The 23,137-nt window shown below is 37.0% G+C and carries 19 protein-coding genes; 6 read left to right on the top strand and 13 right to left on the bottom strand.

Annotation, left to right across the window (positions count from 1 at the left end; translation table 11 throughout):
* From ABD692_RS13405 to ABD692_RS13385, 5 genes are all read right to left on the bottom strand, one after another.
* Complete coding sequence (locus ABD692_RS13405; RefSeq protein ID WP_231490365.1) at positions 1–1,269, bottom strand: hypothetical protein; 1,269 nt, start codon at positions 1,267–1,269, stop codon at positions 1–3.
* A gap of 2 nt (positions 1,270–1,271) precedes the next feature.
* Complete coding sequence (locus tag ABD692_RS13400; protein WP_231490363.1) at positions 1,272–1,673, bottom strand: hypothetical protein; 402 nt, start codon at positions 1,671–1,673, stop codon at positions 1,272–1,274.
* 150 nt (positions 1,674–1,823) lie between these two features.
* A complete protein-coding gene (locus tag ABD692_RS13395) occupies positions 1,824–2,489 on the bottom strand; it encodes a response regulator (RefSeq protein ID WP_344767769.1) in 666 nt (221 codons plus the stop codon).
* A 6-nt stretch (positions 2,490–2,495) separates the two neighbouring features.
* The gene (locus tag ABD692_RS13390) at positions 2,496–4,190 is read right to left on the bottom strand and encodes a tetratricopeptide repeat-containing sensor histidine kinase (protein WP_344767767.1); all 1,695 of its coding nucleotides are present in this window, start codon (positions 4,188–4,190) and stop codon (positions 2,496–2,498) included.
* 113 nt (positions 4,191–4,303) lie between these two features.
* Positions 4,304–4,513, bottom strand: coding sequence for a hypothetical protein (locus ABD692_RS13385; protein WP_231490358.1), 210 nt, complete (start codon positions 4,511–4,513; stop codon positions 4,304–4,306).
* A 339-nt stretch (positions 4,514–4,852) separates the two neighbouring features.
* On the opposite strand from ABD692_RS13385, the gene ABD692_RS13380 reads away from it, so the two are divergent.
* The 4 genes from ABD692_RS13380 to ABD692_RS13365 all read left to right on the top strand — a co-directional run bounded on the left by ABD692_RS13380 (position 4,853) and on the right by ABD692_RS13365 (position 9,200).
* On the top strand, positions 4,853–5,938 hold the full coding sequence (locus ABD692_RS13380) for a hypothetical protein (protein WP_344767765.1): 1,086 nt from the start codon (positions 4,853–4,855) through the stop codon (positions 5,936–5,938).
* A 762-nt stretch (positions 5,939–6,700) separates the two neighbouring features.
* Positions 6,701–7,255, top strand: a complete 555-nt coding sequence (locus ABD692_RS13375; RefSeq protein WP_344767763.1) for a hypothetical protein — start codon at positions 6,701–6,703, stop codon at positions 7,253–7,255.
* A gap of 56 nt (positions 7,256–7,311) precedes the next feature.
* Positions 7,312–7,824: an SH3 domain-containing protein gene (locus ABD692_RS13370; RefSeq protein ID WP_344767761.1), complete on the top strand. Its 513-nt coding sequence runs from the start codon at positions 7,312–7,314 to the stop codon at positions 7,822–7,824.
* Positions 7,825–8,138: 314 nt separating this feature from the next.
* Entirely contained in the window at positions 8,139–9,200 is a 1,062-nt protein-coding gene (locus ABD692_RS13365; protein WP_344767759.1) for an HNH endonuclease domain-containing protein, read from the top strand.
* Between the two features lie 491 nt (positions 9,201–9,691).
* On the opposite strand, the gene ABD692_RS13360 is transcribed toward ABD692_RS13365, so the two are convergent.
* The 4 genes from ABD692_RS13360 to ABD692_RS13345 form a co-directional block, all read right to left on the bottom strand.
* Entirely contained in the window at positions 9,692–10,780 is a 1,089-nt protein-coding gene (locus ABD692_RS13360; protein ID WP_344767757.1) for a nucleoid-associated protein, read from the bottom strand.
* A gap of 1 nt (position 10,781) precedes the next feature.
* A complete protein-coding gene (locus ABD692_RS13355) occupies positions 10,782–11,660 on the bottom strand; it encodes a DUF6602 domain-containing protein (RefSeq protein WP_344767755.1) in 879 nt (292 codons plus the stop codon).
* Positions 11,661–11,783: 123 nt separating this feature from the next.
* Positions 11,784–12,392, bottom strand: a complete 609-nt coding sequence (locus ABD692_RS13350; protein WP_344767753.1) for a hypothetical protein — start codon at positions 12,390–12,392, stop codon at positions 11,784–11,786.
* Position 12,393: 1 nt separating this feature from the next.
* Positions 12,394–13,551: an AAA family ATPase gene (locus tag ABD692_RS13345; RefSeq protein WP_344767751.1), complete on the bottom strand. Its 1,158-nt coding sequence runs from the start codon at positions 13,549–13,551 to the stop codon at positions 12,394–12,396.
* Between the two features lie 191 nt (positions 13,552–13,742).
* Here ABD692_RS13345 and ABD692_RS13340 point away from each other — a divergent pair, with 191 nt between their 5' ends.
* The gene (locus tag ABD692_RS13340) at positions 13,743–14,180 is read left to right on the top strand and encodes a very short patch repair endonuclease (protein WP_344767749.1); all 438 of its coding nucleotides are present in this window, start codon (positions 13,743–13,745) and stop codon (positions 14,178–14,180) included.
* A 68-nt stretch (positions 14,181–14,248) separates the two neighbouring features.
* Positions 14,249–15,496, top strand: a complete 1,248-nt coding sequence (locus tag ABD692_RS13335; protein WP_344767747.1) for a DNA cytosine methyltransferase — start codon at positions 14,249–14,251, stop codon at positions 15,494–15,496.
* Here the strand turns inward: ABD692_RS13335 and ABD692_RS13330 are convergent, their stop codons facing one another.
* Genes ABD692_RS13330 through ABD692_RS13315 form a run of 4 tightly spaced genes read right to left on the bottom strand, consistent with a single transcriptional unit; the run spans position 15,497 to position 23,137 of the window.
* The gene (locus ABD692_RS13330) at positions 15,497–17,872 is read right to left on the bottom strand and encodes an AIPR family protein (RefSeq protein WP_344767745.1); all 2,376 of its coding nucleotides are present in this window, start codon (positions 17,870–17,872) and stop codon (positions 15,497–15,499) included. It abuts the gene before it with no gap.
* On the bottom strand, positions 17,853–18,839 hold the full coding sequence (locus ABD692_RS13325) for a PD-(D/E)XK motif protein (RefSeq protein WP_344767743.1): 987 nt from the start codon (positions 18,837–18,839) through the stop codon (positions 17,853–17,855). Before ABD692_RS13325 ends, ABD692_RS13330 begins: the two co-directional genes overlap by 20 nt.
* Positions 18,840–18,842: 3 nt before the next feature.
* Positions 18,843–21,683: a Z1 domain-containing protein gene (locus ABD692_RS13320; protein WP_344767741.1), complete on the bottom strand. Its 2,841-nt coding sequence runs from the start codon at positions 21,681–21,683 to the stop codon at positions 18,843–18,845.
* Positions 21,680–23,137: an ATP-binding protein gene (locus ABD692_RS13315; protein WP_344767739.1), complete on the bottom strand. Its 1,458-nt coding sequence runs from the start codon at positions 23,135–23,137 to the stop codon at positions 21,680–21,682. Before ABD692_RS13315 ends, ABD692_RS13320 begins: the two co-directional genes overlap by 4 nt.

The following is a 23,137-nucleotide window of genomic DNA, read 5'->3' as shown; positions in this document are numbered from 1 at the left end:
TCAGGAAACTTTAGAATAAATTAAATGTTGGTGCTGGGGCTTGAACAGCTCATGTTCTTTAAGGTGCTCGTCGGCTATCGCAGCACACTCTCCAAGCATTTCATTCTTCTTCGATTCTGGAAGAGCCAATTCACCATTAATGGCTTGAAACCATCCCTCTATATATTGGTTATGATAATGCAGGTACTGTTTGACATTGAGTATAAAACCGTCAACCTTATTTTGGAGCTCTTCAATTTTGCCTTTGATGGTGCTCATTAGTTGTTTTGTATCTTCGATGTCAAGCAAGATTTGGCTTCGAACCTCACTTAAGCGTTGGAGTTCCTGCTGCTTGTTGCGTATGAAAGCTTTTATCTTGTCAATATTTTCATATTCCTTCATCACAAAGTCAAAGACCAATCCCCATATGATGTATACCACAAAACCTGCAAAAATAATCATCCAGAACTCTGCCTCTACAATGGCTACCTGTAAATTATACGCTGGGCTCGAGGGTGTTTTGTTAAAATCATATATTTTTTTTTCAATCTGGTAGGCTAGTAGTCCATCAAACAAAAATGTAATGAGGAACAATCCGATGAGCCTGAAAACATTTTTTATACCTTTTCCTTTTTGCATCATATGTATGATGTAACCAAGTCCGAGAAAAACCGTAGGAATTGTGACTACCAGCGTACCTTCCAGCCAGCTGTCCCTAAAGGCAATATTGAGTGATTGAGCGTCAAAAATTGCCGTACTTAAACTGTCGTCTGCGAATACTTTAAAAAGGGCCGAGTAAGTAGCAGAGATATAGAACACAAACAGATAGATAGAAATGGGGATAAGCAGCAAAAGACCAATGTAGAACAGAGCATGAGGTTGCTTGGTATCGGTCACCCCGTGTTTTTCCGGGTTGCTTCGGACCGTTTCGATATCTTGTTTAAGCATTTCAATTTTTTTGTCCTGTTGGGTCAACTTGTCCTGGTGGATGGAAAGTGCAGTCTCAGCATTTCTAAGTTCACCCTCTTGGCGAGTCTTGTCCTCCACATATGGCTGTTTGAGTTTGTGTTGCTCCTCTTTAAGCCTGCGGCATTGTTCCTCAAAACTGCTGTAGACATTCTGTAAACAGGCTTTTAGGGTCAATGCTTTTCCTGCAGCCTTTAATGATGCACCATAGCCACTTTGATAATAGCTCATGCGCACTTGTACCTCCTGGTTATCATTTTCGCTCTCCAGTTCGCGAGATGGCAATTGTTTTTTTAAAGAAAATAACTTATTGATGGCTTCCATAGCTAATCGTTTATTTTAGTTAATACTTGGGTCAGGGACATTTCTTGTTTGGCGCATTCCAGCAGGAAAGCACATATTGCATCTACATTTGCGTCTTCAAACTGGAAGCGGCGACAGAACTTCTGTAAAGTACTGTATTCATCGTCCGTTATTTCCTTATCCGCCCAAGTCATTACAGCAAGGTCGTATAAGTATTCGATGCGGTCTCCTTTGGAAGTTGGGATTGACATCCTGGCCAGTGGGTCGGTTAAAATCCGTTCTAATTGGTCTGTTTCAATACCTCTATGTTCTGCGAACAAATAGAGCTGCTTCATTTCAGGTGAGTCAAAATTTTCATCAGCACAGGCCATTTGGTAGAGCCGGAGAAAGCGACTCTGAAGGTTTGCGGTAATTTGGTTTTCCATTTTCGTTTGTAGGGTTTATTTTTCAGTTGCGGCTTGGTGGCAGCTATTATTTTATAACCCAAAACTAAATGTCAAAAAGTAGGAAATTGTACGGAAAACCGTAATTGATGTGGGACGCTAGAAGATAAAAAGGCAAGAAAAGGGTGGGACTTAAATAATGCCCATATCCTTACAAAAAGCTATCAATTGTTCATTTTTTTTGAAATCCAATACAGTTTTGATATGGTTGAGACGTTTTTCCATAGAACTTTTTCCAGTTGGGGAAATACCCAATTCAACAAGTATAGCTGGTATGTCCTGTAGTTTCTCTCCTTTGGCCAGCAGAGACAATACGGTAATATCATAATTATTAAACTCATGACTATGTGTTGGACTAATCTTTTCCCTTATCCCTGCCGGCATATAAGTCTGTCCTTTTGCAACTGCCATAACCGCCTTTTCAAGCTCAATTGCATCCATTCGTCCTTTCTGGACATACCCATTAACTTTTAACTCTTTAAAATAGGATTGTATTTTCGCGGGATGCCCTTCGGCAGAAAAAACAATTACTTTTAGTTCCGGCTGAAGCGCTCTGGCAGCTAGGATTAAATCTACCCCACTTTTGAGCGCTTGAGTTCTATGATCTTCGACAAATGAGATGTCGGAAACAAGCAATTCATAAGGATGACCTGATAAAAGCTCGTTGCGGAGGCGGGTAAGGGCATCATCACAATAATATACATAATGGCATACAGGTATGCTAAGTTCTTCAATTGTTTTGGCAACAGCTTTACTGCTGGTCTGGTGGTCTTCTGCCACAAGTACTTTTTCGAGCATAAATTTTTAAGTTAACGGTATTTGAATCTGGGCCTCTACGCCGCTGCTACTATGGTGGCCAAATGTAAACACTCCCTTTAATGCCGTAATACGGCTTTCCGTATTCAGCAATCCTTTGCCTGCATTATTATCTTTTGACAAGCCTTTTCCGTTGTCGCGATACCGTATTTCGAGTTGATTTTGCAGTATTTCAAATCGTAACACAACCTGGGCGGCGTTACTGTGTTTATCCATGTTGACTAATAATTCCTGAATTATCAACAGCACCTCTTCCTTGATTTGTGCATTCAGACAACTATTGAGTTTTTCTTCCAACCCCACTGTGAGGATTTTGGTCTCAGGATTAGAAAAGGAGCGGATTAGCTCATTTAGCCGGTCGATGAAATCCATTGGACTAGCAGATACGGAGTGGGATATCCGCCTAGACTGGTTATATAGGATTTCAATCTGGCTGATCAGCCCCTGTTTATCAATGGTGGGGCTATATTCTACTTCAGACATCATGCGATATAGGCCATTAGCGACCACATCATGGATTTCCTTGGATGTTTTAAGTTTATTTTCTTTGATTTGTTCCTGGGCCTGATGGGCTATTCTTTTTTTACGCTGCCGGTATACGGCAACAGAAGTCAGCAGCGTTAGTATTATAGCGAAAACAGCAATGCTAAGCCAAATGTTCCTTCTGGCAATCTGAAGTTTTTTTTGCTCGTTTTCTTTTTCCAGCCTGAGTTTTTCGGATTTGTGCTTTTCAGTTTGATATCTAATTAGCGCAAACTGATTTTTTGAGGCATTTCTTATCCCAGTAAGACTGTCATCTAACTGACGATAACGCTTAAAGTAAAAAAGTCTCTTTAAAGGTTCAAGTTCAGCGAGTTTAGCCAAGGCTTCCAGTTCATTGTCAGGATTATTTAGTGCCAGGGCCAGACGGTACATCAATTTGCTATAAAACAATGCTGAATCTGGTTTGACGCGCAAATAGTAATCCGATAAATGTGAGTAACTCGAATTCTGGCCCCAAAGGTCTTGCGTCTGTCGGCGAATTTTCAGCGCCTCCAAATACATGGGCACAGGAATGAAATGCGAATTTGATAGAAACTGCGTTTTGGCCAGATTAGTCAAAGTCCGGGCTTTATTTGCATCCGATGGTCGGGCTGACAAAACTTGGTTGTAAAATCTAATGGCCATAGGATACTTTACTGATTCGCGGTAGGCATTGGCCAGATTGTTTTTAGTGATGTGCATGTAGCTACTATCGGTGATGAGCGGGATGGCCTGAGTATAAAAGTCAATGGCATCGGCATATTTTTTCAAATCATAGGAGGCAATGCCCAGGTTGTTGAAATTGGAAACCAGATAAGGATGATCTCTTTTTTGGTTAATCTGTAGATATTTTAAAGCCTCGAAGCTATATTCTTGGCCATCAAAACTATCACCCGATTCGGTCGCGATAATTCCCATAGATCCCAGAGCAATAGCTAAATTAAAACTGTCTTTATCTTTCGCTGAAAGTTCCCGAGCCTGGTTAAAAACTAAAAACGCTTCATCAGTTTTCCCATTATCCCATAGAGTATTGCCTTTAGCAATCAATGCATTTTTGACGGGTGCGTTAGCTACATCATCTTTGCGTTTATTTTCCTTAAAACAGGAGGAAAAAAAAATGCAGATTAATACTAGTAACTGGTGGGTGAGTGGGCGTTTCAAAATATTTGTTTTTGTCTAAAGTAGCAAAAACAATTTCTATTAAAAAGTTTCAGACCCTATTACATAAAGCGAAAGCCCAGGCAGGTACTCTCACCTACCCGGGCTTGCTTTATTTATGGTTTTGGAGGTCTTATCTGGCCATTGTCGCCATTATGTCCTCCGCCATCGCCATCTTCGCCGCCATCTCCTGGATCACCAGGATTACCTGGGTCTTCATCTGGGTTACTGCTATTAACTTGTACTGTAGAATTTCCGTTTCCGCAAGTTTGTTGCGCAGGGGATGCCAAGCCCAATAGTATGGCAATAAAAATTGGTAAAAACATTTTAGTAATTTTTTAATTGTTGCTCAATGACAGGGCGTACCGATCTATTCGATAGCTTGCTGTGTTTTTAAGCGGCGCCGCTTGTTGGGAAGGTTTTTGAGCTGCGGGGGGTAGAAAAGGAATTGCTTCCCGTCAAAACTTTTTCGACCCTTTGCAGCTCTGATGATATCACCAGCTGGTTTGTAAATGATATCGCTGGTGATTTCGAATACAAAGTTGTGGGTTGACAAGTGGCTGATGGTAAGGTGGTTCCGATTTTTCTGATCTTTCCGTTACGATTCCGGAAATCCGTAATTAATTCCGTATTTTCCGGAATAAATTCGCTCAAATTCCGAATAGATGTTTTCAACTTATAAGCAAGCGGTACTAAATAATTACGACCAGCGGAAGACTGCTGGCACACTACCATTAAGGCTGCAATCCCCAACTCCTGCCAGCGTAAAGGAACATTTGATGCAATACCTCGAGCAGCACTTTGATGCAAGAAAGGACAGAATAATACTAGAGGCTTTTTTTGGCAACCAGAATGATGCGGAAGGTTTTGCCAAAAGGTTGAGCAGAATGGAGATTAATAAGTTTAAGTCTGTTATCAAATTCTTAAAGGGTAAAACCACAAATCCAGAAGATAAACAGGTACACCTTGCTGCCCTGCTGACTAATTTTGAGCGGCCATATGAATTTGGGAAGGATTATAGTGAGCACTTAAGTGCACAGCTGACCACCGAGGAGAAGGAGGGAACAAATGAAACCTCGAATGTGGGGCAAGTTAGTCCGAAAAGCGAAACTGATGTTGATATAGAGGATAGAGAAGCGGAGGGTAAAAAAGGCTCGTTGGAGGGTCAATATTTTAATGAAAATATAGGTGCAGATGACAGTGAAGATGCCATTGATGATGGACTGGAAATTGAAAAATCTACGGAAAGAACCGCATCTAACGAATCTGATCCCGAGACAACAGCTCCAACCACGCAGGAACCGATCAAAGGAGAAGAGGAGGAAAGGAATTCATGGTGGAAAGATGAGTGGGTAAAAAAAAGTGTAGCTTGCTTATTATTGGTGATACCAATTTCAGCGGGATTTCTTTTAAAAAATCAGATTGGCGGGAATTTAAATGGCGAACAGTGCATGTATTGGAAAGAAGACCGTTATGTGGCAGTGAGCTGTGATGCAAAACTGAAAGAAGATGTTGAAAAAGTAGCCTTGGATACCATCTTATTAAATCATTTTAGGATGATTACCAAAGCAGACACGATTACCGAGCGTTCGATTGGAAAAATTTGGTATTTAAAGCATGAGAAAAAGTTTGAATATTTCACCATCAGAGGAAATCATCCTATCCTTCGCCGCAGGTTGAGTAGGTTAAGTGATTTGATTTACAGAAATGAAATTGAATCCAGGCGTTTAGAAAATGCCAAGGAGTTTTGATGAACTGAGCTTCTGTTTAAAATGCCGATGATTTTTTATAATAGCACAAATCTGTAAAGAAAGATATTTAAGAAAAAAGTCAATAATTATAAGCTCGAAGAGTTTAAGAGAGGGGTAAAAAAGGCCTAAAGCAACTACACTTTAGGTTGTAAGCAAAACAATTATAGCAACTTGACCTACCCCTGAGTTATTGTTTTGAGGTGGACTAAAGAAAAGCGCAATAGCTGCAAAGAATGGACTTAGTTAGCAAAGGTGTGAGGATATACTTAAAAGAGGATTTTTAGTGTCGTGTGTGAGTGTTACACAAATTCTTATAAGTAGACAGCTATTCCGAGACTAATAGCTAAGGGGCAAATCAATACCGCTGCAATGCCAATTGAGATTATATGTTAAATCAATTCACTTATTACCAAACCATATCAAATGTAAAACTTAACATAGGTTAAAATTTATAACTGTAAATAATTTTTCAGGTTAAAGAGTTTTACGCAGGACTTCCTAATCCTGCGAATTTAATATGGATTGACATTATATCGTAAATGGCACAACATTGAAGCTTTTTCAAGCATACTTTGTTTTTGAAGTTGAATGGTTTTTTGCTTCAAAATATTATCAAAAAGAAACCCCAGCAATAGATATTTTAAAAGATATAAAATCATTATTTTCCTATTTGATTTAGAAGGTGATTTCACTTACGGAAACCCGTAAAGATGTTTTTTTGATTTACAATACCTTGGCTGATGTTAACTAAAATAAGAAAGTATGAAAAAATCTTTTACAAAATCGCTTAAGTTTACTTCGCTAGTATTTTTGGCCGTTATGATGAGCAGTTCTTGCAAGAAAGCAGAACAAGGTATCATCAAAGAAGCAGAACAAACTCCTGTCCTTTATTCATATGAAGTTACTTGTGATTATTGCAATATTTCATTTACCGATGCAACTAATCAGATAAAAACAATAAGTAGTAACGTTGGTAAATGGAGTTACAAAATCCAGAAACAAGTTTCCTTTGACTTGAAGTTAAGCGTAGCATCCACCACTTCAACTTATCAGACCATTCAGGCTTACATCCTAAAGGATGAAGATCCGGTTTACGGAAATCTCGGTTATAACCGTGCTGAAATTTCATACAATATGATATCTGGCAATGGTACCTCAAGTTTTGGCAGCTATGTTTCAACGACCCCCAGCGGCGGGAATGGATCTGGTGGAGGAACAACTGCACCTATTTCCTCTGTTTGTGGGGCAAAAAACAAAACCGGAGGATACTGCAAGCGAGTAGTTGTAGGGGGCGGTCGATGCTGGCAGCACAAGTAAAATGCTTCTGGGATATTTAAAACGTTTTCTTCTTAAAACAAATTAAAATAATAATTATGAAAATATTTATTTCAATAGGATTAATGTGTTGTTATTTCTTTGCCAATGGCCAAAAAGTATCCTCACTTAATTTAATCAATGAAAGCAAGTTAGGAAGGTGTACCGGCTCAGCCTATTGTTCGGCGTGTAGAAACTGCTCCCGCTGCGCCCACTGTGGTAGTGGAGGTACTTGCGGGGTTTGTTCCCCAAATGTGCAATCTCCAAATACTGTTCAGTCTAGAACGAGTAAAACGTTATCTATTTATAAACCTCGCGCAACTAGTATGGTTAATAAAAAATCTTCATCGGTTGGAAAGGGTGGTTTTGCGAATGATTTAGTAGAATCTTTATCTGTAGTAAGGGTTAAAGAAATCAATCTCCACTCAGGACCAGGGTTGTCCTATCCAGTAATCGAAAAGTTAAAGCTTAATCAAAAAGTGAAAAGGCTCGCCAAAATAGGAAAATGGGCGAGAGTAAAAGTTTCCTTCTCCAGGACATTGGGGTACTGCAAGCTTGAAGGAATAAAATAATTGCAGAACCGGAATAACAATTTAAAGGAATAGTAAGATGTATTTTTATCTGCTAAAGCTTTATTTTTTCTATAAGCCCGACAGATTGAAAACGAAAATTAGCGGCCTGATAACCAAATCGAATATCTCCACCAGGTGCTAGATATTATATGGCTTGTTAGCTTATTGATAAATTGGCGTTAGCCGAGAAATTGTAGCAAACTTGGTCCAGTTACTATTGTTTACCGATTGGATATAATGCATTGTTGGCAATTTTATATATTGGCGATTCTAAATGAATTTCTTTATTTTTCACCAAATCATTTTAGTTGCCAATGAATATGCTGCCTTCACATCCAAAACTGCCAGTTCATTTGCTTTCTGCGTGCTTTAATTATACGGTAGCGAGTTATAAATTTTATTGGTTTCTGTCTCTTTTAGATGCGGTGGAAGCTGGAGAAAACCGTATTGCCAAGCGGAGGCTTTTTGCTGGAATGGTCGCTAATGGGTGGTATACTTATCATTATTTTCATTTGAATTTCGGTCGGCAGGACAAGCTAGGTGTAGCGATTGATTTTATTAAAGATCGGGAAGGAATAAATGTGGATGAGAAGAGGGGAATCATTATTCAGCATTTACTTACAGAGATAACTAAAGAAACCCACCAGGTACTAATGCATTTTGATCAAGAGGTGCCGCACCGTTTTTTAAGTCCATGGTTTCTTGGAATGGGAGATAATTGGAAACAGGTTTACTTAGCTTCTCAGAATTTTGAGAGAAATGTACCATACGCTTTGTTTAGTGATGAGATAGAAATTAATCCAGATTGGTTCGAGTATCTGTTCGAAAACATTGGTATTCTACGCGGGTTTTGTTATTGGAAATTATCGCTTTATCTACAAAAGTCAAATCCTAATGTCCCAGATATTGCTGGAAAATTGATACGTCCGCCATTTCGAAATACTTTGACTAAGCAGCGTAAGTTATTCTGGGATGTGGTATTCAGTGAGGTTGGGCAAATTGAATGTATCTACACAGGGCAACTTTTGACACTTGATGATTATGCGGTGGAGCATTTTTTGCCATATGCTTTTGTATGCCATGATCAGATATGGAATCTGATACCAGCGGACAAGCGTTTTAATATGACTAAATCAGATCGATTGCCCCCTTTCGATAGGTACTTTGACCAGTATTTTAATTTACAACACTTAGCGATCACTACCGTTACTAGAGTTCAACCTAAGAATAAATTTCTACTTGAATATCTTTGTTTGATACCTGACTATCGAATTGGGCAGGTTTATGATGTGGAATTGCTTAGGCAACGCTTTCGAGATGCTGCCCATCCAATGATCACCATTGCAGCCAATAATGGTTTCGAATTTATGGTATAATTTGGTTTATCCTAATTATTTCTAGAAAGCAAATATTAAACATTGCCGACGAAACCAGAACAAGTTTTATTTAAATAACTTTCTGACTAACAATTACTTGCAAAACATAAATCCAACTCACTAACTGTCAAAATGACCGTTTTTGGCTCAAATGTTACCACTCAAATCTACAAAATGGATTGAAATATTGCAAAAAGAATTATACTGAACATATCTTTAATAAATATTTATAATCGAAAGATTAATATTTGGAGGGCAAAGCACAGGATTCGTATACAATAGGCCAACTAATAAAAATTTAGTCTAAAAAATAGGAGTCAAAGCACTATCAAAGTTTATTGCGTAAATGATTTACCTGGTGCTTATCCTCAAAAACCTTTTCAGTGAGCTAATTTATCTTAAAAAGGATTTCAACGGTTTTTCAATTTTCAAATCTTTGTTTTTCCTAAATAATCATGAACGAGCCCAACTAACAATACCGAATATGAGGTTTATTCCGTGTTTTCATCATCACGATAAAAAGAGGGATTCAGCGCATCAGTTTTGATCACAACCAATCTAGCAACGTCCCTGGATTCGATTTGCGCAATCAGTGACCTTAGCTTGGTCTCTTGATTTGGATTGATAATCTGAAGATTCTCTACCAGATCTGGTGGGCCGGATATTTTAAGTTGGCTGGTAATCTGTAAGGAAGATTTCTGTAATGCGGCGTCGACCAGTGACAGGTCCTTCGAGAATGATCTGGGAAACTTGGAGAGCACCTTGGTATGATATTGCGTTACTAGGCCATCCTTTTCAAAATACTCTGTGTAGGATGCCGGATCAACGATATCTACTGCCGACTCCCGGTAGTCTGCCTTAATTTTGGTTTTTAGTAAACGTCTTGATTCAAAGTCCTTTACATTACCATCCACGAAATCCGAAAATTCCTTAATGAAATTGTTGGTCCTGAGCTTATCGTTCTCATGAGTGGAAAAGCCCAAAAAATCACGATAGAAATAAGTGGCCAAATCATTTTTTTGAGCCGTGAAATTATCGTCATAAACATAACTATCAAAGGATTTTTTCTCCATGGACCTTGGATCATGGTGAATCAAAATACCTATCTTAAAAAATTCCTTAGCTGGTGAGAGAAACAATTCCTTGATAAGCTCAACCGCTTTGCCATTGATAATCAATGCTTGTTGCAATTCGGCCTTGATAACAATGACTGAACTAAGCTTATCTAATGACGCGTCAATAACAATCAATAGTCCGCCTGGTTGCGTTCTTTTTTGATGTGCTGCCGCTGCAAGTTCCGCAATCAATACTGACTTATCCAGAAAGTCCTTTTTATCAGTTTTAGAAAGGTTCTTTGCGTAATCATAGAAGCTGTCGGTCTCCATATTTTCTACCGAGGTTTCAAAAAAACGTTTGGATTTACTAATTGCAGATTCAATTCTTTCCAAAAGGGTTGCTTTTGTATCTGGATCCAAGTTGTGCAGGTCGGTCGAAGCTTCTGTATATGCATCATTCTTGGTTGTTTTCCCGATGATCTTGTGTATGATAACACGTTTGATGTCAATTTCTTTGAATTTCATTTTAGAGTTCGTTTAATTCTGATATATCTGTTTCGTCTATGTCCCAAATGTTTTGTGCATATGTCAGATACGGTGGCTTTTCGAGTATACTTGAACTGAGGTGCTGCATCAGACAGAATAGTAAATAGGACAGGTTTTTCCCCGGATCGTTACTACGGATAAATCGCCATACATAGTCCTGTGATTCGGTTTCGAATTCAGGATAAATATTGATCGAAATGCTTCCGCTTTCAAGGTCTTTTTTATTGAGTAGCACAAATACTCCCTCATTGAGAACAACGGTAATCCCTGGCAAATTGGTCAGCGCCCCCCCGGTAAGATAGGCATCCTTTAACTTCCCGATATCTTTATCGGTCTTTACAGCGAATGCAAAAAGAAAAAGTGGATTTCTCAACGGGTAATCTGTCACCTTACTGTCCAGTCCTATAGGAATATTGCCAGAAAGAATCACATTGTTCGCAACAGGATTACGCACAAGCCTGTCCCTGAGATCTGCAAATGATGCAGCACAGGAAGTTACATTTAAGGGATTCCATGTAGCTTTACACTCGCCCAAGGCGTATACGCTTTCATAGTAGAAGAGCTCAGTTGAATCCTTTACCCGGGACATTGATCGGTAATCAATGTTTTCGGTAATGATTAGATCGTATTGCTTACTCACATTAAGTCTTTTATCGACAACATGACCATTCCCTAATCCATACCTTTGTGGCAAAAGCTCGGAAAGAATATTTCGCAGGGTAATTTCTATCTCATTGCCACTGGCCTTTATATCCCTCAGTCCATGTAAGACAGCCGACATCTTCGAAGAGATATTGATCTGGTCCGCATAGGTATTATATAGAGCTAATAACTGAAGTGTAATGTCTTTTTTGACCATGTAAGCAAATCCGATAGGTATCAAATATACTAAAATTAATAGTATTTTTTTTACAGGTGTAGCCTTTAAGCCCATTATCTATCTAAAACTACATAAATGTCGGTCAGATTTTTGAGCAAACAGTTAGAGCTGCCTGATTAGGTCATTGGCGACATCCTGCATATCTTGAGGCAAGTTTACACTCAAAGGCTCACTCTTTTGCCCAATCCCCTGAGCACTGTTCAATGAATTTACTTCAAGTTCGCTCAGTCGAAAGAAATCATAAGTAAATTGTCCCTTGGGTTTTATTGGGCTGAACTTTACCATTTCTTTTTGGTTCCTGATCACCACGTCCAAGCTCATATGTTCAAAATATTCATCGAGATTAGGATGTATCAATAAATATTTGTCCGTATTCCTTGGATCTTGTTGCACCATATGCTCATCGAGAAGAAAATCCAGTCGATCCTTTTTGATAAGCATATTGCATCGCTTGCAGGAAATATTAAGATTGAAGAGCTCAAATATAAAATCCGCATACTTCGATTTGGGCAGTACATGCTCTATATCAATGACCATATTAAATCCACCTCTGAAACTACTTTTGCAGTAGCAACAATGTCCTCCCGAAATACCCCTATAGTACGCCTTAATTTTGTCCTTAACCGGTTTTATGGAATCATTTGCCCACACATCCCCACCCGCAGCAATTGCTTCAGTAATGAGCACCTTATCGTTATCATTTAAAGGCATGTTAATTTCTGTTTGCTATAATTAATGACCCAAGTTCAAGTACTCCACCTAAAACCGATTTCTGTTTGGGGTCATAGGCATTATCACTGAGCTCGTTAATCTGGTTTTGGAATTCAGAATATGAGATCACACCGGATGAAAGCTGGTTCATTTTTTTTACCATCGTCTCGGAAAGAAAACGGTTTTCCGGCGTGGTCACGTCAAACAATTCTTGATATAGCTCTTCAACACCTGTAGATTCCTGCTGTTGCAGCTCGAAAGGCCCATTAATACTTTTGAAAACCGAGACACGCGAACCGAGCTCTATTTCTGCGCTATTGACAATCAGTGGAGAATGGGTAGCAATATATATTCTGGGCTCATATTGATAAACTAGGTCATATAGCGTGCGCACATATTCAGTCTGCCATTTGGGGTGCAGACTGTTCTCCGGCTCGTCAATCAAAATCCTTGCGCCGACATCCATATGAACGGCGAGGAAAACAAAAGTCGTAATCAGCGTCAGCTCGCCCGAACTTCCCTGGTTGGCAATGATAAACCTACCATCTCTATTCAGATAAACTTCTATATCTCGAATTATCTTGGCCCTCTTCAGCAAGGATTCATAATTGAGCAACTCCAATATGCCAGCCCCTGTAAATTCCAGAAAATTGTCCCGGTACAGGTTCACTGGAATAAGCTCCTCGCTACTGTCAGTCATCTTGTTATATTGCATCAGAAGTAAGGAAATGATTTCTGCCTCTTTCTCATTGATGTTACCATAACGTAAACTATTTTGGAAATCCGGTTTTAAGCCTACAACCTTGATACCAATAGTGGGGTTGAAGTTAACATATTCCAAGGTTCGGGCAACCCGTTGAAAATCGCCATTATCTGTTTCGAACATTTTTTGCAATGCAATCTTTAGGGTCTTTCGGACCAGAGCCTTTCCATTTGAAGCCTTAAGTGTTTTGATCATCCGGTGACGATAGTCGAACTTGTCATGGATCGTATTGGCAATAGCAATTACTTTTCTGTCTTCATTCCTGGCAAAATAAGAAGACAGTTCCCGCAGTAATGAGCTTTTTCCCGAACCATTTTCGCCCACGAGTATATTAACTTGACTTCCACGGCGGCTGATCAGGTCATCGCCGGGTGCTAAAGGAATAAAATAATACATAAGAGAATTTTAGATACTGGCTAAAATATGAAAAAAATGAACACTATTCTTTAGACGAAGTACAAGATCGAATTTGATCTCCAAAAAATCTTACCGTCGATGTTCTTTCTTACTCGTTACTTTTTATCTTAGTGTAACAATCATTCTTGCAAAACGCCTAACAAAATCCTTAAAGTTTTTGTTATAATATTATGGCAGACGTACACAGCAAAGAAACTCGCTCCTACAATATGAGCCGCATTAGGGGCAAAAACACTAAGCCTGAAATGCTGGTTCGCCAGTTTCTACACGCTAATGGCTTTAGATACCGACTTCATGTAAAAGATTTACCTGGAAAGCCAGATATCGTTTTGTTTAAATACAAAACAGCAATTTTTATTCAGGGCTGTTTCTGGCACGGTCATGATCAATGCAAATATTACGTGGTTCCAAAAACAAAAACCGATTGGTGGCTTAGTAAGATAAACGGAAATAAGACTAAAGATATAATCAATATCAATTCATTAAAAAAAGCAGGCTGGAGAGTTATTGAGGTATGGGAATGCGAATTGAAACCTAAGGTAATGGGGACTACACTTCAGACATTAGTAGAAACACTGTACGATCTGAGCAAGGTTCCACAAAACTGAACGTTTTTCGTTCCAAAACATGGAACGCTGGGAAAACTTTTATAACTTCGTCCTCTAATTATATTTACGTGAACTATATCGATCTCTTCGCTGGTGCTGGAGGCCTCTCGGAAGGCTTCAAAAGAGCTGGTTATTCTCCTGTTGCGCATGTCGAGATTGATGCTGCGGCTTCGTACTCACTTAGGACAAGAGCTGCTTATTATTATCTTAAAGAAAGTGATCGCCTAAATTATTATCATTCTTATTTAAAAGGGGATATTACTCGAAAAGACCTTTACAGTTTAATACCTGAGGAAATTTTAGACTCAGTAATTAACCTCGGGATCGGCGATGAAAATAATCAGGAAATTTTCAGTCGTATAAGTAGAAACATTCAGGGTAACAACGAAATAGACCTTATCGTCGGCGGACCGCCGTGCCAAGCATATTCTTTAGTGGGCAGGGCAAGGTCTGAGCATGGTATGAAGAAGGATTCCCGTAATTTTCTTTACGTTCAATACGCAAACTATCTAGAGAAATATAAGCCTAAAATGTTTGTATTCGAAAACGTGCTGGGGTTAAAGTCTGCAGGTGGCGGAGTTTATTTACAGAATATGGAGAAACTCTTTTATAAAAAAGGGTATAGCATTCATATTTTTTCGGTTAAAGCAGAAAACTTTGGCGTATTACAAAAGCGCAGGCGTTTGATTATCATTGGCTGGAGACAAGATTTTATCCCAAATCTGCCAGATTTAGATAATTATAAAAGTGGCCTGACTGCTAATGTATCAAACTTATTTGCTGATTTGCCGGCCATACAGGCAGGGGAGGGAAAAGATAAGTTTTTAAATTATACTTCTGATAAAAACGAATATCTTGAAGCTGCTCATATACGAAACGGGATCACCACACTAACGCAGCATATTGCCCGACCACACGCTTTACAGGATAAGGAAATCTATCGTATTGCCGTTGACAAATGGAATTATAACAAAGAACGTCTCAATTATAATGATTTACCAGATCGCCTAAAAACCCATGAGAACAGATCTTCTTTTTTTGATAGATTTAAAGTCGTGGCCGCAGACCTGGAGGCATCACAAACAGTGGTTGCTCACATCGCAAAGGATGGACATTATTATATCCATCCCGATAATTTACAAAACAGGTCAATTTCTGTTCGTGAAGCAGCTCGGTTGCAATCTTTCCCTGACGATTTCTACTTTGAAGGTGTAAAAGAAGGTATAAGTCGTACCGCAGCCTTTAAACAGATCGGTAATGCAGTTCCCTGTTTACTGGGCCAGCAAATAGCTACCGTTGTCGAGCAATCATTTTGATTATATTATTATTTTAAATTTTTCTAATTTTTTGATTGACTCGTAAGCTTTAATCAAAGCTAATTCTCTTACGCTTTCTTTTTTCTGAAGCGAATTATGGACTGATTTTATATTTCCTAGTTCAAGATTATCGAATATTTTCGTTTGCGCTGCCACATCTATAATTCTTTTCCACTCTTCCTTTGACAGCAACAGAAGTTTATCATAGATAAACTTCACTTCAATAACTTCATTATCTTCCAGTTTAGATAAGGTTTTGATCCTTTCTATCAATCGAGGATTTTCATTAATATATTTTAAAACCTTTTTGCCAAAAGAAACTTCTCTCGACGATAAATTTTTATTGTCCTTGATTTTTTTGAGTAGATCAAATGCCAGATAGTAATCAAAATCCTCTGGTTTATCTTTATCGACATACGTTCTAAAGCCATCCCAAAACTTCAAACCCATTTTTCTGATCTCACTTATCGTAAATAAATCATTTTCAAGTTCATTGGTATCCGTTTCTTTTTCAATTTCCCTCAAATCTCTATCTTTTTCAGAAACAAGAGCCTTAATTATACTTTTTTCTAAATCCTCCGAATAATTTGCATTTTTCAAATTTACCCATGAAGATTCCTTTTTGGCATATTCAGAAAACAATGTGTTATTTGATGCTTTTAGTAAATGTTGATAAACGAAAATCATTAGTCTTTTTAAAACGCTGTTTAGTTCATCATCAGTTTTTTGCTCATCATAAATCTTCCAAAGATCGAGTCTGTTTTTAGTTAAATAATGAAAATATGATACCGTATATGCCACAGTAAAGGATTTTAAGTTAGTATCTCCAATAGCATCGACGTTTTTTCTGCCAAAAAGTTTATCAACAGATTTGAAAAGAATTGCATTAGCAATTAACTTTCTGTAGAAATTTTCTCCAGGTAGCTTATTCTTCTTAACCAACTCTTCAACTTTTTTTGTATAATGAATAAAGTTCTTTTGCGAACCTAGAGACACATGATGGGGTTCTAGATCCCAAATATTAATGTATTTAGCAACATCAGATTTAACGAATTTTAATGTATTGGGGTTTTGTTCCTTAAACTTTTTCTGCTGGCTTGGCGTTTGCTTATTTAGAGTTTCTCTGTATTGACCACTCGCACGTTCAAAAAACCATAATATAGATTGATTTCTATTTTCTGGGTTAACAACATATTTTCTTCTAGAAAGGCTTTCGATCTGAACAAAATAAGGGTTGTTTGACGACAAATCTAATTCCGTAACTTTATTTTGGCTGTTCGCAAATCTGGCAATATTTGGTACTTCTTCGTTTTTTTTCTCAATATCTTTGATAACAGTAAGTTTCATCTGAACAAAAATTTTATCCAGAGCAACGTCCTTATATTTTTTTTGTGTGTGATATAATGAGGCTGTTGTTTGTCCCCCATTAACAATTTGAAAATCGCTCAAATGCGTTATCGTTAATTGGCCACCGACAATAGCAGTCGTAACATTCTCAGCAGTTGCAGTAATACCATTGTTATATGGTAAAAACATCTGCGGCTTATCCCGTATAGTTTCCCGTATACCTTTGTTAAACTTTCCAGCTTGCCCCAGGAAAGCTCTTACATTACTTTCCAGTAACTCATTTGAGAATTCCTTATAAAGCCGCGCAAGAACCTCCCCCGGAACAATGGCTAAATAACAATCGTAAATTTCATCTATTGATGGGACCTTTAAACAAGGAAGCCCAAAACCATTTTCATTGAATTTTTTAAACTCTATTTCTATTGGCTCATGTATGCTATTTGCTTCATTGATTTTGAATAACCTGTTGATATCCCATGTATGTACGAATACTCCTATGCTGTTTATTTCAATTTGTTCTTTATCATGATTTGAAAAACCATTAATCAGAAAAAAAATATTTATCCTATCGAAGTCCTTCCCTTGTTTTGAAATGATTTTTATTAGCTCAATTAGCTCAGTATGCGAATGATCTATGTAATCTATATGCCTTTTTAAAGCACCATTAATAAATTTCTTTATTTGGTTGAGAGACTTAATATAATCAGCCTGAGTAATATTGTAATCATAGCTATCATTCTTATAGTAAGTGATGAATAAGTCTAAGGTTTCAAAATAGGTTTTGTTATTCTCATCTTTAAACTGATCTTTTAGACAATAGCCATTTATTTTCCAGTCAATACCTCCTTGATTATTAGGATGAACATAGGATAAAACCCTAGCACCTTCAGATTTACCGATAGTTTCTAAAACCTCAATGCAATACAGGGTAAATTTATCTTCAAAGCTGGCTCCATCGCCATCTGAATAAACTAGCGATGCGATATCGGATTTTATTTCTTCTATGTAATTAGTGAGAGCTCTTTCCATTAATTAGATTATTAGTTATACTTTGTTCAATTTTGAAATTTTCAACTGCTGATATTTCGATGGAGTAGGAAGTGTCATAAATTCCTGATGGAAGCTGCGATTTTATGATTCTTGGAAATTCGCTGGTAACGGCATAGGTATATATTTCTTTAGACCTAAACATGGTATTGTAATATTCTTCGTCAATTTGTAAATAACCTAACAACAACAATCTCTCGTTAAATAGACTCAAACTATTAAAGTTTGAACTCAATTTAATTCTTATCTGGGAAACTAGAGAATTCAATGTAAATCCATTTCCTTGCACATGTTCAACAATGTACAGAATCAAAAATAATCTATTGAGATTTTGAATATCTAATTGCCCTTCATTTGTTATTTTTAATTTAGGATGCTTTGATGAAGTCAGCTTTACTTCAATTCCTATATCACCAAATCTGAAATCCTTATCATCAAAATCAGGCCCCATCCAGGCATTCAATATAACGTCAGATTCTATCCCGGCATCTAATAAGGAATTAATAAAAAGTAATTCTCCCAAAAGTCCCTTTTGATATTCAAGTGATAGCCCATTAAAGTTGATTTTATCAAAAAGTTTTTTCCATTTAGAAATAACATTAAATGTTTTGGTAATCGCTTCCTTTTCGGTTATACTTTCGGCAATATCTTCCAAAATATTCTGAATAAAAAGCGAAAAAATATCTTTCAAATCATTGTCTAATAAATAGATATTTAGTTCGCGGAAATCTTCCGTTTCAACGGGAAAAATTTCGACACCTTTAAAGCGGTATTTATTAAGTTCTGGGAATTCCATCATTTTTGAAAAAGACATTATGTACAAATGCTGCCCAGTAATATGGTTACTTGCGGCATAGCAATTGAGATGCAGAATATCTTGTATTCTCGTTCTGATAATGATGTCACTGGTTGGCTTCTGCGTTTCCCAGACTGATTTAATATTAACCATATACTATTCGCTATCATTATTAGGGGAATCGTCATCATCTTGTGGCTCTTCATCAAAACCATCGAAAATTGTAGTAGTATAAGATGTTTTTACCTCATTTTCAATTTTAGGAAAATGAAGACTATAGCCGATAATAGGTATCCCATAATCAACATTAGGCGTTCCCCTCTCATCTAAGGCGTAGATTAAAAGTAATCCCTTCTTTTCTATGGCTCTTTGCTCTTTAATATCTTTATTGCTCTTCAACCCATTTAACACTAGATCAATTTGCCTGTCTTTTAGGTCATCAATTTGATTCTTCGCAATTAAATAGTAATCACTTCCCCTAGTTATCTTTGGCTGATTACGCACACTACACCCTAACGTAATTTTCTCTCCGTTAAAATGCAATTCAAAAGTCATGGCATCTTCCTTTGCTTGTCTTTCTTTCAAAGGAGTATTCCCGGCATAATCAATAAATACCTTGTCATCTGTATTTGAAATAATGCAAATACTCCATTGGCTAATATTTAAGTTTCTAGATTGTGTTTTAATATACTCGCTCAATGTTGCATTTTTAATACTTGGTTGTTCAATTTTAAATGCATCAATAAAATCACAAATTGAATTATTTTCCTGATTAGGGTAAAATAAATACCTTATTTTTCCTCTTGTCTCTTGTCTGTTCTCTAACCCCGGTAATCCAATTGCTGAAATTAAGCTGTTTAATGCTTTATAATTATTCTCAATCGCCTTTTTTGTTTTAAGCAACTGATAAGTTTGGGGGTTCGTTCCAGAAAAGGAAATATCAATGCTTTTTGAGAAATTGAGTTTAGCCAAACTTGTGATAGTCATTAAGCCATGATGGTTTCTGACCTTTAATCGGAAATCTTTTGGGCGTTGATGTGATGCAGTCATTTCATCAAAATCATTCCGCATCTCTTCGGTTGCCATTGTAATATGGTTGAACCATTCAAAAATCTGTTCAGTAGTATATAACCTGCATAAGTCTACATAGCCAGGGCGATAGCCAAACCATCGGCCCATTTGCATTAACGAATCATACATTTTTGTGGTTCGTAGATAATAACTAACAGACAATCCTTCTAATGTAATCCCTCTTGATAGCCTGCTTCCCCCCACTGCAATCACAGATAATCCATTTTCGTATCTAGCATAGTCAATCTCCTCAATATTGTGGTATTCCAAATTAGTTGTAGAGCGTGTCCCGTGAACGGATCGGACATCAATTTTTGATGCTGCTTTTTTTAACTCTTTCTTAACATCTTCCCAAGAATGATGTTTGATTCGGATGTCTTTATAATCTAAATTCTCTAAAATATTTTCAGTGGTAGGTATAAAGTCCGTTTCATACAATACTTTTAGCTCCTGTAAAAGACTATTGTCATCACTATTAATTGCGTTTGTAAACTCCTTGGTTTTTGCATTAACTAAGTAGGCAACTCTATCAATCCATTTCACTAATAAGGCAACATGAACTAACATTGAATTATGTTTATTTCCATGCCCTCTCAGTCTACGAATTGCACAAGTTAAAATGAATGATTTTATCGCCTTTTCCAAGCTGTTTGGAAGATATTCTGGCAGATCTCCTTTGTTTAACTTATTTATGGTTCTAAAGAAAGGTGGATCAAAATCATCAATTTCTCTAAAGATATCCAAAGGTTCCTTTTCCTCACCATCAGCGTTTTCAAATCCAAATACTTTTGCCGCGCCAAAGTAGTTTGTTGGCGCTTTAATATTGATTATAAAATCTCTTGGAAATAAATCTTCCCCAATTTTGTATTCTTTATTTTTTATAATAGTTTTTAGCTCATCATTATGTTCTTGTGAAATAAATAAATTTGCATAGGGCGTAGCGGTATAACCTATAAAAGTATTTTGGTTAAAAAGGTTTAACAGTGTTCTAATTAAGCGATTGATCGTCTTTATATCTTCAATGCTTTTTGAAGCATTTACAGAGGCCGCATCTGCTTCATCATCAATTATTAAAACCGGTACGTTAAAAAGTTTGGGCGATCCGTCAACGATTTTCGCGTTTACATCTTTAGCAAACCAATCTATTAGGTTTTCTAAAATGCTTTTGTGCTTCTTAATAACAAACACAACTGGATTTTTTCCGATGGGAATATTTAATCTGTTTGCTATAGATTGACTAAAATCCCCTTCATCATTGTTTTTGTAATACGAGGAAGTTAACGAGTAAATGTCAGTATTTACTTTGTATTTACCAACCCCAATAATTTTGTTTTCTCCTTTGTTATTAATAAAAGCAGAACTGTTTCTGCCAATATACCCTGAATCTATTCTTTCCTGTGTTTGTCTTCTTAAGGAGCTAATTGTTCCGGCAATAACGATTATTACTTTATAACCCGCATCAGTAGCTTTGTTAATCAATCCGACATAATTAGATGTCTTTCCAGATTGCACGTGGCCTACGACCATTCCACGCCGATCCCAAGAATTACTGTCTTTGGGATTTATACATTTATCTAATATTTTATCAGTAAAATCGTCCAAATCATTAACAGGAAAAGAAGGGTCATTTTCAGACATATAAAGTTTGTACCTGTTCCATAATTCAAAATTGATATTTGCTTTTTCATCATTTAACCAAGGTGTCACGTCTTTGTCGTAAAGTTCAGTTATTGTACCTTTACCAATACTGAAATCAGCCCTTAATATTTCAAATAATTCTTGCTTATCTAAAATTTGACCATCAACAATGTTGATGGCTGAGGCCTTCTCTATAACATTTAACAAAATGTCATCTGTAATATCGCCTTGGTGTAATGATAGTAATGTATGCGAGATTGCTCTGGCAGATTGAAGTAAAGTACTCATTTTAGATAGTCGTTAATTAATGGAAATAGATTAAATGGAGTAGCATTCATTAACTGTTGCTTAGCTAATGATTCTGGTATTCCTTGCTTTAGGTAAATATGATAGATTTCTATAGCCAAACTAATGAGCTCGTCGCTGGGTATATCGCTGTGTTTTTCTAGCTCATGAAAAGCTGGGTCTTCATTCTGATTACTTAATATCAACTCGATAGGCACATTTTCTTCTAGTAGTTTTAAGGCCTTGCATAAAAGTTTATTGTTTTCATTGAGTAATGAACTTATAATAGGATGCTTTTTATTTATTCGATATTTCTTTATCCCTTCTCTTGTAATTTCATCCTTCCAAAGCGGCTCATAAGTATTAACAGAAAATTCTGTAGACGTTTTCTGCCCACGCCAATTATATATTTTAGCAGATTTAATAATAGCAATCTTTGCAATTCTGGAGAGCTCTCTTCTTATTTCAATCGGAGGGGTTGCGGTAGATTTTTTTATATCTAAGTTCCAGTTAAAATCATTGTTATTAGAAAAATTTACAGAAATACGTGCCAGCTTAGAATAATCCCTTTTCTTTTCTAAACCTAACCAATCACCAGCTACCAACAATCTATCTCCTCTATAAACATAAAATCCTTGTTGCTGAAACCATCCCAATGCACCACCTGACTTTTCGTAATCCACTTTACCTATTTCTGACATATGTGGCAATATAAAATAAGTGATTTCTACATTTCCAAATACTTCAGGCAAGCCCATTTCTGGCTTTGGTGATAGGTTAAGTAAAAAAGGATTATATGAATCGATCTTTTCATTTTGAAAATAGATCTTAACTTTTTTTGTTTCAATAAATTTATGGAAGACCAAACTCAAATGTTCTCTTACATTTTCCATTTCCTGGTAAAATGCATTTTTTACCGCTTCGTTATTCGTATCGGCGTTCCCAACTATTCTATCTAATTTTTCCCACAAAACTAAGGTGCCAGACACTTGCTTCTCAATGACATCTAAAAAAGAGTTTTCTGAAACAAAATCTAAAAGGAACCATTCATTTTCATCATTGATAAAATCAATATCCCAACAACGCTTAATAACATTATGGTTTTCTTTTTTAGTTACGCACGTAAGTCTTTTGCATTGCGAAAATGAAGCAGTTTTTAAACCCATACCGAACCTGCCCAAGTCTTTCTCGTGTCGTTCGTCCTCTGGATCTTTACTTCCAGGAGTCATAGCAATTACCAACTCCTCTTGATTCATCCCTCTTCCATTATCATAAATAGAAATGAAAGAATTCGGTCCTTTCCATTGATATTCAATACGGATTTCATTTGCGTTTGCAGAAATACTGTTATCTACAATGTCCGCTATTGCTGTTGACAGATTATAGCCAAAACTTCTATAAGAATTTATGGTAGATTTAGGTTTAGGTTTTGCAGTTTCGGCTATATAGTTTTTCAT

It is taken from the genome of Pedobacter ginsengiterrae (genome assembly GCF_039537385.1).
Lineage (GTDB): Bacteria > Bacteroidota > Bacteroidia > Sphingobacteriales > Sphingobacteriaceae > Pedobacter > Pedobacter ginsengiterrae.
Note: the sequence above shows the minus strand (reverse complement) of the source record. Positions and strands in the feature narration are given on the sequence as shown.